7 protein-coding genes are annotated in these 12,633 nt (G+C 37.7%); all 7 read left to right on the top strand.

The annotated features are described in order from the left end of the window. A partial coding sequence (locus tag ABIL39_02160; protein ID MEO0164923.1) for a hypothetical protein occupies nt 1-181 on the top strand: 181 nt, incomplete at its 5' end. Then, nucleotides 178-3,057 carry a CHAT domain-containing protein gene (locus tag ABIL39_02165; GenBank protein ID MEO0164924.1) on the top strand — a complete coding sequence of 960 codons (2,880 nt, stop codon included), beginning with the start codon at nt 178-180 and terminating at the stop codon, nt 3,055-3,057. The genes ABIL39_02160 and ABIL39_02165, both read left to right, overlap by 4 nt. A 16-nt stretch (nt 3,058-3,073) precedes the next feature. After that, nucleotides 3,074-3,769 carry a hypothetical protein gene (locus ABIL39_02170; protein ID MEO0164925.1) on the top strand — a complete coding sequence of 232 codons (696 nt, stop codon included), beginning with the start codon at nt 3,074-3,076 and terminating at the stop codon, nt 3,767-3,769. Nucleotides 3,770-3,816: 47 nt separating this feature from the next. Beyond that, nucleotides 3,817-5,538 (top strand): M48 family metalloprotease, encoded by a 1,722-nt coding sequence (locus tag ABIL39_02175; protein MEO0164926.1) that lies wholly within the window; start codon nt 3,817-3,819, stop codon nt 5,536-5,538. A 178-nt stretch (nt 5,539-5,716) separates the two neighbouring features. Beyond that, nucleotides 5,717-7,687 (top strand): tetratricopeptide repeat protein, encoded by a 1,971-nt coding sequence (locus tag ABIL39_02180; protein MEO0164927.1) that lies wholly within the window; start codon nt 5,717-5,719, stop codon nt 7,685-7,687. Nucleotides 7,688-7,689: 2 nt separating this feature from the next. After that, nucleotides 7,690-8,013, top strand: coding sequence for a hypothetical protein (locus ABIL39_02185; protein ID MEO0164928.1), 324 nt, complete (start codon nt 7,690-7,692; stop codon nt 8,011-8,013). Further along, nucleotides 8,010-12,605, top strand: coding sequence for a WG repeat-containing protein (locus ABIL39_02190; GenBank protein MEO0164929.1), 4,596 nt, complete (start codon nt 8,010-8,012; stop codon nt 12,603-12,605). The genes ABIL39_02185 and ABIL39_02190 overlap by 4 nt, the downstream gene beginning before the upstream one ends. The last annotated feature ends 28 nt before the right edge of the window (nt 12,606-12,633 follow it).

The raw sequence follows: 12,633 nt of genomic DNA on the forward strand, positions 1-12,633 counted from the left end.
ATGTGAAGAGAATGGGTTGATTCTTGATGCGATTAGGGCATATGAAGAATCATTAAAATTAAAGCCAAATGAACCTTTAATTCTTAAGTCCCTTTCATTGCTCTATAACAAATATGGACTTGTCGAAATTGGAAATAGGTATCTGGATCGGTATGAGGAACTTACCGGAAAGGAAAAGTGAAAAACGATTACAAATACATAAATCTTCAGTTCTCCCTTGATAAGAGGGGATTAAAGGATTCTTTTTTAATAATCTGTTTTCTCTTTTTATTATCTCCTGCCAATGAAATTGATCCAAATATCAAAATTGCAGATTCATTGTTCTATGCGGAAGACTTTTCAAAGGCAGAGAGTATTTATAAAGAGATATTAAATTTTGCGCAAGGGATTGATAAAGGATTGTGTCTTAAAGGGCTTGGTAATATTGTTCTTTCTTTCGGAGACCTAAGTCTTGCAGTAGATTATTACAATCAGGCACTGAATATATTCAAAGAAAATGATTATTATCCAGGTCAGGCGAAGATTTATTTAAATCTCGGTTCAATCGCCTTTTATCAGGGAGATTTAAAAGGCGCAGAGAATTTCTTTAATAATGCCTTAAAAAATCAGGATTTGATAAAAGAAAAAACGCCGGATGATTTAATGGATGAAATAACCATCCGCATGATGCTGGCAAGGGTCGCCTTATCGAAAAATGAATACAATAGTTCAAAGAACAATCTTTTAACCGCAATAGATAAAGCAAAGTCAATAGATTATAAAAAGGGTATTATTGATGGTTATTATTTCCTTGCGAGTTTATATATCCAACTGGCAGAAGCCGATAGTGCCCTGAAATATTTTAATCAGTCCTGTTCACTTGCACTGGAATTGGGTTATCAAAAAAGTGCGGCAGATGCCTATCGGGAGATGGGTAATATTCATCGCAGGCTCGGTGATTATGACATTGCCTATGAGAATCTATTAAAATCTTTGACCTTACTGGCAGGCATCAAACAGGAAAAAGAGATTGCACTCGGTGAAGGCGAATTGTTGAACAATTTGGGCACTCTTTATCTTGATATGGGAAAGTATCGTCAGGCTTTGGAGAAGTTCTTATCAGCATTAGAAATTTTTGATAAAACAGGCAATATTTCCTGGAAGATTGAGGCATTGCAGAATTTAGGCTATACTTACATTTTACTTTCGTCAACAGATAATACATATTTTGATTCCGCATTATATTTTTATGAACTGACAAGACCTTTGTTAAAAGACAAGAAGGATGAGGCACTATTTTATAATAATCTCGGTATTCTTTATGAAAAAAAGAAGGATTTTAAACTTGCGCAGGCGAATTACCAAAAGGCATTAAATTTATATAAATTCCTTCAGGATAGTATTGGACAGGCAAAGGTCTATTGTAATTTGGGTAACATATTTGTCCTTTCCGGTGATTACAACAAGGGAATAAAATCATATCAGGATGGGTATAATATAATTGAAAATATGAATCGAAAAGATTGGCAGGCATCAGTTCTATCAAACCTCGGTTTTGCCCAGCACAAGGCAGGGCAGATTGACGAGGCAATAAATTCTTTGACCAAAGCGGTGGAACTTGTTGAAAACCTGCGCGGCAGGATTGTCAGTCAGGAATTTCGTTCAGCATTCTTTGAAAATAAGATTGTATTATACGAAGAACTCATAAATTTATATTATAAAATGGGGAATGCAAAAAAGGCATTTGAATATGCAGAAGGCGCCAAATCACGGGCATTTCTGGATTTGATTTCAAATGTGGATATTGCGCAAAAACCCAATCTTGACCCAAAGATAAAAGCTTTAATTGAGCAGGAGCAAGTTCTGGAAAAGAAAATTGAATTTCTGGCCGGTATGCCCGAACAGTCAGATGCAATAATTGAACATAACCGTATAATAAAAGAGCTTTCAGAAAAATTTCCTGATTATGAAGTCTTGAGGTCATCAAAGCCGCTTGATATCAGAAGACTTCAGGCCATTTTAGATAATCAAACCGCAGTTCTTGAATATTTTATAGGATTGGAAAATGGCTATATCTTCGCGATTACCCATCAGAGGATGGGAATTAAAAAGATGGATATAAATCCCGCTGAAATCTATGAGAATGTTGATCGTTACCGCAGAGTAATCAGGCGCAGGGTAAACTATGAGGATAATGAACTCGCCGAGATTTCAATGTGGTTTTATACCAACTTGATCGCCCCGGTAATGCCAGAAATAAGGGATAAGAAAAGACTTTGTATTATTCCTTATGGCATTTTGCATAACCTTCCATTTGCTACGATTATGGTAGATAAGGATTCAAAAAAACTTTTGATTGATGATTATGATATATTTTATGCACCCTCGGCGACGGTTTATGAGATTGCACATAATAAAAATAAATTGAGAAAAAATAAGTTTGCAATATTTGCCAAATCTGATTTTTCGGAACACCCAGATTGGTTTGATATGCCATTGCCCGGAACAATTGCCGAAAAAGACTCGATCTTAAAAACCGGGGGTTTACCAAATATCACAATTTTTGAAGATAAAGATAATTCATCACCCCCGCCTTCAGAGACCAACGCAAAAAAATATCTAAAGGACTATGACATAATCCATTTTGCTACCCACGGAAAGCTTGCACCAGGCGATTCCGCACTTGAATCAAAGATAATCCTTTCTAAAGATGACGAGAACGACGGTGAATTAAGGGTCCGTGAGATATTTAATATGGAGATAGATGCCTATCTTGTTACTCTCTCGGCGTGTGAAACAGGACAATTGCGGGGTTTTTCTGAAGGTGCATACATTGGTGATGAACTTACTGGCTTAAGTCGTGCCTTTATCTATGCCGGCACCCCATCGGTAATTGCATCTCTATGGAAGGTAAGTGATGTATCAACTGCGCTATTGATGGCACAGTTTTATAAGAACTTAAGGGGTGCGGACAAAACAAAGGCGCTATGCGATGCCCAGAGATGGTTGATGAAAAAGGAATACTTTGATAAACCATTCTTCTGGGCACCGTTTGTGGTTATCGGTGATTGGCAATAAAAACAAAGGAGGTATAATGAAAGCCATAACCAAAATAATAGCAATCTTATTGATTGCTGGTCTCATTATCCCCGGGCTTGTTTATGCCCAAAAAGGTGGTAAGGGTGTCGAGGAGAAGACCGGGTCAGCGCCATTAACAGTAGAAAAACTTAAATATAAAAATATCCAGGATGAGTTTGATCCGACCTATGATTTTCTTGCCGATATTGGTGAGATGATTGATAATGCACGGCATCAAAAGGATGGTTTTGACTTACTTGCTGCTACTCAATTGCTAATGCTTGCAGAGAAGATGTCGGGAAAGAAGAGTTCAGTGATCACAAGCGAGGCATTACTTAATGAGGTTGGCGAACTAGCAAAAGACCAGAAGAATGCAAAGCTCGCCAAGCTGGTTGCAGAATTTTATACAAATGCAGGGAATAAGACTAAGGCAGATGAGTTTACAAAACTTGCCAAAGATTATGAGGCACTTGCGGGCACAACCCGTGGTTATTGCTGGGTTCGAGTTAATAATTATTCATCGTGGACGGTAGATGTTTATATTGATGGTTGGTATAAGGGGACGCTCTCACCGGGGTATTATTCTTACTTCAAAATCTGGGAAGGTTATACAAAGCTCTATGCGGAAGGTACTTATACTGATTACTACTGGGGTCCGATTTATCGTGACATCGGTGAAGGCGAAACATTTACCTGGAATCTCTGGGATTAAATCAAACAGCGGGGGCACGGTAGAACCCCGTGCCCCCAGGAGGAATTATGAATAAAGTTGTTCATCTTATTTTTTTTATCCTAATATTCTCAAATGCCCAACAAATTGGTCCAGGTCCTTCGTTTATCATTAAAGCAAGCGAGGATGCTGCAAAACAAATAGAAAAAGCAACTGGCTTAATAAATGATACGATTCTTGTTAATCGTATAAAACCTATTGCCCAAAATGTTATGCGAGCATCAGATTTGAGAACAGTTTTTGAATGCAAGATATTAAATACTGATGCCATAAATGCCTTTGCCTTGCCTGCAGGGCCTATTTATGTAACATTAGGATTGATCACAGTCATTGATTCATTAAAAACGGAGGAAAGCCAGTCAATGCTCGCAGGTATTCTGGGACATGAACTTGCCCATATCTACCTGCGCCATTCAGTTGCGATGTTGCGACTGGAGAATTTTATCAAGGTCGGAACTTCCTATATCCCTGAAGATGTTGCACAAATTTTACAGAGAGGCTATAGCCGTGAGCAAGAATTTGAAGCCGATGAATACGGCGTAATCTATGCAATGCGGGCAGGCTACGATTTTGAATCAATTATAAAGTTTTACAAAAAAATGCGTGAATTATATGGCGAAACCCCACCTGGGGATGAAAAATATAACGACCATCCCCGTGCCACCGAGCGTATTGCAAGACTATACGAAGTTCGAGCACAGATTGAGCGGGATTTTGACCAGTGGTATTTTGGTGTGGAGGCATTGAAAGAAGGTCGGTACAACGATGCAATAAAGTATTTTAAATTATTCACCACCACTTTTTCCAACAGTGCCTGGGGCTGGACGAATTTAGGGACTGCCTATTTATTTGAAGCGATGTCAAAAATGGAAAATCCCCCTGTGTTATTTATGACTGTTTATTACACCGAACCATCTTTTCGGTTAAGGGGTGAGCCTGATGAATTATTGTATGCGGAAGAGGCTTTTAAAAAGGCGTCTGAAATGGATACCACTTATAATATTGTTTATTACTCTAACATGGGAATAATCTATGCCTTACGCAAGAAATATGATCAGGCGATTGAGTATACCAAAAAGGCCCTGGAAGGTAAACAGGCAGAACATTTTTTCTATAATAATTTAGCAAATATCTTATTTCTTAAGAAAGAATATTTAGAAGCAATTGAGTTGTATAAAAAAGCGATAGACATTAATCCTGATTGGCCGATGCCTAAATACAATCTTGCTATTACCTATGAAACTATTGATAGAAAAGATCTTGCAATAGAAATGTGGAAAGAACTACTTGATGTTTCGGGTTATAATAAAGAGGCAGTAAAGCACCTTTCAAAACTAAATAAGAAGTTTAAATCTTCAAAAGATAAAATCCAGCCTGAAACTCAAATTGGCGGTATTAGTATCGGAATGTCCGAAGATAATGTTCGGAAAAACTTAGGAGAACCCGATGATCAAACTGTGCTTGAGAAAATGACTGCTTTGGAATATTCAACAAAAAATCTTGTAATATTTATCAGGGAAGGTAAAGTGAGCGGCATTCTTGCACGTGTAGGTTTTTCAGAAAAGACAGCAAAGAATATCGGTATCGGTTCGTCTATCAACGATGTTCGTAATGTCTATGGCCTACCTGATGACATTGTCCAGCAAAAGAATGGTGAGCAATGGGTCTATGGCAAATACGGTCTGCTCTTTAATATCTATGAAGGCACAGTCAGTCAATTTCAGATTATTGAGGCATCAAAAGATGGTTAATGGGTTAGGGTTGAGATGCTGGCAAGTATAGGGAAAGGCTTCAGCCTTGCTTTTTGGAAGAGCAGAGTCCACTCCGTCGGAGTAAGGTTTTATTTCCATAAAAATGGAAAATTTAAGAGACTCTCGCTCTCCTTTCCCTTGAAGGGAGAGGATTAAGGTGAGGGTGAAAGGAGATATGATGTCTACTCGACAGTATTTTATCTTTTTTGCGTTAACTGTTGCATTTGGCTGGTCTACCAAAGTTGATATTGCCCAGGAATATTTTCTCAAGGGCACTGAGTTCTACACTGCCCAAGAATATACAAAGGCGGTTGAACAGTACTATAATGCAGTTAAACTTGAGCCTACAAATGGGTTGTATAGATTATCCCTCGCTGGTGCCTATGGAAAGAATAAACAATATGCTGAAGCCTTACCCCATTTGAAAAAGGCTGTTTTGTTTGATACGACACTCATTGATGCCTATTATCTTATAGAAGATTTTTACGCAAAACTCGGTAAAGAAGATTCTGCCATTGCGTATTTTAATGAAGAAAAAAATCTCCATCCGCAGAGGGCAGTTATTTATATTAATCTCGGGCATCTCTATTATAGAAAAAAAGATTTCAATAAAGCCGTCCAGGAGTTTTATCAGGCACAGACCTTTGAACCGAATAATCCGGTAATACAATGCGGTCTTGGGGTGGTAATGCTTGCCCAGGGTGATGACAGCACTGCTGAAGAATTCTTCTTAAATGCAATAAGACTTGATTCGCTATATCCTGAGGCACATTTGTATTACAGTATAATCTTGGAAAGAAAAGGAATGATTAAAGAAGCAGAAAAGGAGCGCAACCTTGCCTATCAGTTAAAGCCCGAGTTGAAAGAGGTTGATTTGAGTGGTGTTCTGCCGATCCGGGGAGAAAAGGCAGATATCCCGTTTATTGTATCAACCCTTGATATAATTGTCCAGAAACTTATCAGACCTGAAGAGCGGCTTGCAGAAATGGTGAGGAAGCCTTTTGATTTGAACTTGGGGACCGGGTTGACAACAATCAATAAAGAAAAGTGGTTATCTATCAAATCAAGGCCAGCAATGGAAACGAAATGGTTTGGATTCAATCTCGCATTTGATTTTCTTGTCAATCAAGACAGTATCCGCACTAAAGAGTGGGATTATAAAAAGATATTCCAGAGTGTGAGGATTGGACATCCAAATCTGCCGTTCTATGTCGGAACCGGCGCAATAAGCAATTATACACTCGGCTATGGATTGATCGTGCGTGATTATTTCAACCAGGCAGATGAAAATAACCGAAAGATGGGCGGGGTCTTTACCCTGCAAACAAAGGATAATGCAATTGGTATTACCGGAATGGTAAACAATCTTTCACCAATGGAGGTTACAATCGGCAGGGCGTATCTTGGGAAATGGGCACAATCTTTAGAAGACCTTCTACAGAGAATGGAATTGGGATTCACCTATGCCCAGGATAATGAATATGAATATAAGGTTTTGGGTGGTGATTTACTATTTTATCTCACTTCCCGCGGTTCATTCCATTTTCTTATTGCCAGTGAATTTGCCAAGACACTCGAACACGGTTATGGCAATGTGTCAGGATTATTTGTGCAATTAGGTGGAATGAGAAAATCAGATGTTTCTTTATCGTTATATGGTGCAGGATTGATTTTAGGGAAAGATTTTGAACCAGCGCCATTCGATGCATTCTACGAAAAAAAGCGAAAACAATATGGCGCAGATCTTGTGAATGTGGTTTTGAGTAAATATGATAAAAATACAAATGGATTTTACGGTTCCGGTAGTTTGAATCTCGGTGTAGTTTTAAAACTCTCAGCCGACTATCAGAGTGTATCTGGTGTTGATTCAAGCGGGCTTTTTTCCGCACGGATTGCTGTGGCAGATGATGAAAATATTCCGATAATTTTGCGTGGGGTATTCTACAAATATAACTTTGACGACTTCAATACCCTGACTAAAATGGATGAGAATACCTATCTCGCCGGAATTGCGGGTTTAAAATTCTTTAAAGGACTCTTCTCAATAAATCTGCTCTATGAAAGAACTTATGTCTGGAATGAAGAGATGGGGAATTACGAAACTCAAGAAAGGATTTCACCCCATATTCTGTTTAACAAAAGTTTTTAACGATGTATCCTCTGTGTAAGAATTGCAACAAAGAACTTTCACATAGTGGAAAGCATATATCAATCCTTTTGATAAATGGCAATGAAGAGACATTCGTCCTTTGGTATTGTTCCAATTGTAAGAAATATTTTATCCTCGGCTATGAAGATGTCTTTATATCCGCCGATGAAGAAAAAGAATGGTTTTATGGAGAGTATAGTGAAGAAGATTTTAAGAGATTGGAAGAAATTATAAATAAATGCCCCGACCCATCTGATAAATTCTGCCGCTGTGATGCACATAAATATTTCTATAGATTCATTTATGGAAAGGATATGGAAGAATGAAGAGAATCTCTCTAATGGTTAAGAGAAGGGGAATATTCACTTTTGGTTTACTATTCCTCGGAATAATACTTTGCATCCCTCTTTTCGGCGAAGATTCGAAGAATGAGCCAGATTATCTAAAAAGACTCTCTTACTGGCTGGAGCAGGCAAAATATGCGGAAAAGTGGTTATATATTGATATGAATGGAAATGTTCTGGATGAAAAAAAATTTGAAAATGTTTATGGTAGTTTTGATAGTGGCTATGTAAAGGTATATAAGAATGGGAAATGGGGGCTCTGTGATACAGCAGGTAAAATAATAATAGAACCAAAATTTGATGATATTGAATCTTTTAGAGAAGGGTTGGCTCGAATAAAAATCGGTGATAAATATGGTTTTGTTGATATGTCGGGTAAGATAGTAATAGAACCAAAATTTGATGCAGCAACATATTTTAGCGAAGGTCTTGCAGGAGTCTTGATTGGAAATAAATGTGGGTTTATTGATAAAACAGGTAGATTAGTAATAGAGACAAAATTTGATGAAGTGTATAATTTCAGAGAAACTCTTGCCCTTGTTCGTATTGACACACTTTATGGTTTTATAGATAGGAATGGAGAGTGGGTAATAAAGCCAGTATATGATGATTGTTATTATTTCAGTGAAGGCTTGGCAGCAGGAAAAAAGAAAGACAAATGGGGTTATATTGATAAGGAAGGTAGGGTTGTGATTGATTTTAAGTTTGATAATGCATACCCATTTTCTGAAAATAGGGCACTTGTATTGATGGATCAAAAATATTTCTTTGTAAATAAAGAAGGAAAACCTGTTATAGAGACGCAAGATTACGAAACAATGGGTATTTACTTCAATGAGGGTTTGAACTTTATCCAGATTGATGAAAAGTGGGGATTCATTGATACTACTGGGAAAATCATAATTGAACCGAAATTTGATAGTGTTATCAATTTTTCAGAGGGTTTGGCGGTTGTAAAGATAAAAGATAAATTAGGGTATATAGATAAGACTGGTAAAATTGTGATTGAACCAGAATACCATTACGCTTATAATTTTAAAAGTAAAATTGCATTAGTAAAAATTGATAATCGCAGAGTTATTTGTGATAGCATCGCAGACATTCTTGAACATATACCGAAGGACGAATCCAATCAGGCTGTTAAACTAATTCTACAATCGTTGAATGAAGGTGATAACGCTTACACATTGTTATCTGATTTGTTATTTATTGGGTGGGATCTGACATACTTTATTGGAAAGAATATACATTACGGTAACAATGATTTAGGAAACGGGATATTTTCACTAATCAAAAATTATAAATCAATTAAAGACAAAATTCATAAACGTCTTCAAACTGAGTCCCTCAACCGAGCAATTGATATTGATTCTGCTCTACAGACATATGAATACAATTTGAATGTGTTATGTTATCAATTAAGTTCAATGATAAAATCGGTTTTTGGTTCCGGCGCAGTTCAAATTCTCTTTGACCTTGCCATGAATATGGAACTTCCCGAAGGATTGAGAGAACATTTTTGTGAGTTAATTGCGGAATTTCATAATAAAGACGATTTTGAAAAATTATTAAATATTGTTAAGGGATTTGAGAATAAAAGCCGATTCATAAATGTCCTCTGTAAAACAGGTGATGAAAGGGCAATTGATTATATTTTACCATATCTTGAAACGAATGAAAGGGATATTGCCTGGGGTTTAAGATATATTCCTTCGCGACGCTCCATAGAAATATTGATTAAAATATTGGAGCATCAGATAGCAATCGGTGCCGAAGCAACTGGAAAGGTGGATGGCACAGCATATGACGGCGCAATCTTATCATTGGGTGTCATTGGAGATGAGGGTGCAGTACCGGTTTTGAAAAGGGCACTCGCTGATTCAAATCAGATTCAGGCAAGAAGGCTCGCTGCCTGGTCTTTATGGATGCTTGAAGACAAAAGCGGCATACCGGTGATGGTGAAAGATGGACACTGGGATGATTTAAAAGTAATGGCAGACCCCTATATCGTGCCTTATGTAGTTTCATTACTTGAAACCAGTGATGAAGATACGAAAATCTCAATTATTAAATTATTGAATGAAATAGGTAGCACTGATGCAATACAGACACTAATTAAATTTTACGAAAATCCTGAAGTACCAGATAGTATAAAAGATTATATTGCAATCCTACTCGCACAAAATGGCGAGGAAAAGGGATTGCCAAGAATTTGTTCAATCCTCAGTGATACATTAAAACAAGACATTTTTAGAATGGTGAATTGGAGAGATGCACTTTATGCATTATCTTTTATTGATAAAAATGAAACATTTAAGCCCATGTTGTACAATCTTCTAAACTATATAGAAAATAATCCGGGAGTCCCTCCATTGTATAAAAGAATATATAAAGCCCTTGCGGTTATAAACCTCATACTTGCAGGAGAAAAGATTGATGTAAAAAAGACCATAGGGATTTCTGAGACAGAAATTTTGTTAGAATATCCAAAATTTTCAAAAAAATTAAAGAAATATCTTAAACCTTCAGTAGCCGAATTTATAGAGATTTTGTCCAAAAAACCAGATTATCACGAAAGCATTTTACATTCATTGCCGGAAATATTCACACCAACGGATATTGCCGGTATCGAAGCGGAATTCACAAAATATCATTTCTCTGAAGAGATAAGGGCAGATTTTTATTTGAAATTAGCGTTTTTATTTCAGTCAAAAAAGGATTACGCAAAAGAAGAAAAATATGCCCGATTGGCATTGGAGAATGCCTATAGAACGAATAGCCCCTACTGGATATTACAATCATTATGGCTTCTTGCCGATGCCTGTATGTATAATGCAAAATACACCGATGCTGAGAAACTTCTGAAAGAGGCAGTAGAGATATGTAGCCACCTGTCCGATGATGAAAGACATGATTTTGATATAAAATTCCCTGATGCCTATACTTATTATCTACTGGGGGAATTAAATTTAAAACGCAAGAATTATAAAGAGGCGATTAAGAATTTTGAGAGTGCCCGTAATGAAATTAATTATCGTGCGTCTATTAAACTTGTGGAATTTATGTCCCAGAGAGAGCCAAGGGATAGGTTAAAGGCGATGATCGCTTCAGGTGTTGGGGTCTGTCATACGGAACTGGGCAAAGGTGCATTCAAAGAAGCGGTTGAGGGGTTTGAAAAGGTTGGTGCGACCAATATTCGTGAGCAGGAGAGCAGGGACCGGGCATATTATGGTTTGATTCGTTCTGCGGTTGCGGATGGCAATTATGAAGAGGCACAACGATTGACTGAAAAGTTGATATTAATAAAGATGAATGAAGACTTTGAAAGAATGGAGGTCAACCCGGTGAATCCCGAGCGTAAAAAAGAAATGGAAGAATTAAAAAAGCGAAAAAAAGAGATAGAAGAAATGAAACGGGAACTTCAGAAAGAAGAAAAGCAGGGCGTAGTAGCAGATACAATAATCCAGAAAAAAACCCGGGAGTTCAAGAAGTATATCCATAAATTAAAGACGGAGAATCCCAAGTTATTTACGATTGTGAATGCCGAGCCATCAAATTTAAAAGAACTGCAGGATATGGGGATAATTCCTGAGAATATGGCGATTTTGCAGTATCTGCTTGGTGAGGAAGAGTTGTATATCTTTATCGTGAAGGCGTATGATTTATTTATCAAAAAAGTTTCGGTAAAGCAGACAAAGATCGCGGGATTGATAGATGAGTATCGCACGCTGATAAAAAATCGTGCTCCAATGGATGATATAGATGAGTACGCAAATGAGTTATACAAGTATCTTATTGAGCCGGTAGAGTCTGAAATTTCCGGGGTTGAGATTATTGGTATTATTCCGAATCAGCAGTTGTATTATCTGCCCTTTTCGGCACTAAAAAAGGCGAAAGAAAAAAGTTTCCTTGGAGAGAAATACAAGATTTTCTATATCAATTCTACGAGTCTGTTAGGGATTGTGGCACAGCAAGCGGGTTGTGATATTGCAAGTGCATCCTTTATTGCCTTTGCGAATGCGGATGGTTCTTTGCCTGAGGCGGAGACAGAAGTAAAAAATATTTCTAATTTATATTCTGATATATTGGCATTGTATCGAGATAAGGCGGTAAAGGATAGCGTTTTCAAAACTTCGGGTTGTCAGATATTGCACTTTGCGACCCATGGTGTTGCGGTGCCTTATGATCCGACCTCTTCGTATTTGGTTTTGGCGCCGAGGGGTGAGAAGGGGCAATTAAAGGTAGAAGAGATCTGGGGATTGGACTTAAAGGATTGTCCGTTGGTAGTGTTATCGGCGTGTGAGACTGCGGAAGGAAAACTTATTGCGGGTGATGAGGTAGTGAGTCTGGCATTTGGTTTTATCTATGCGGGTAGTTCAAGTTGTCTTGCGACTTTATGGGAGGTTGCGAGTCAATCAACTGCGGAGCTGATGCAGGAGTTTCATAAGAATTTGAAAAATGGTAAGAGCAGGATACGGGCATTACAGGATGCGCAGATTTCTCTGCTCAAAAATCCCAAGACTTCCCATCCCTTCTTCTGGGCACCGTTTGTATTGATAGGGGATTGGCGATGATTTTCGTTCAAAAGATCTCCTATCCCAC

It is taken from the genome of candidate division WOR-3 bacterium, from assembly GCA_039802205.1.
In the GTDB taxonomy this organism is placed as follows: domain Bacteria; phylum Hydrothermota; class Tepidihabitantia; order SM23-42; family JAOAFX01; genus JAOAFX01.

Bases quoted from the DNA above. Each gene is read 5' to 3' on its own strand.
- ABIL39_02170 (MEO0164925.1), top strand. From the start codon at position 3,074: ATGAAAGCCATAACCAAAATAATAGCAATCTTATTGATTGCTGGTCTC.
- ABIL39_02175 (MEO0164926.1), top strand. From the start codon at position 3,817: ATGAATAAAGTTGTTCATCTTATTTTTTTTATCCTAATATTCTCAAAT.
- ABIL39_02180 (MEO0164927.1), top strand. From the start codon at position 5,717: ATGTCTACTCGACAGTATTTTATCTTTTTTGCGTTAACTGTTGCATTT.
- ABIL39_02185 (MEO0164928.1), top strand. From the start codon at position 7,690: ATGTATCCTCTGTGTAAGAATTGCAACAAAGAACTTTCACATAGTGGA.
- ABIL39_02190 (MEO0164929.1), top strand. From the start codon at position 8,010: ATGAAGAGAATCTCTCTAATGGTTAAGAGAAGGGGAATATTCACTTTT.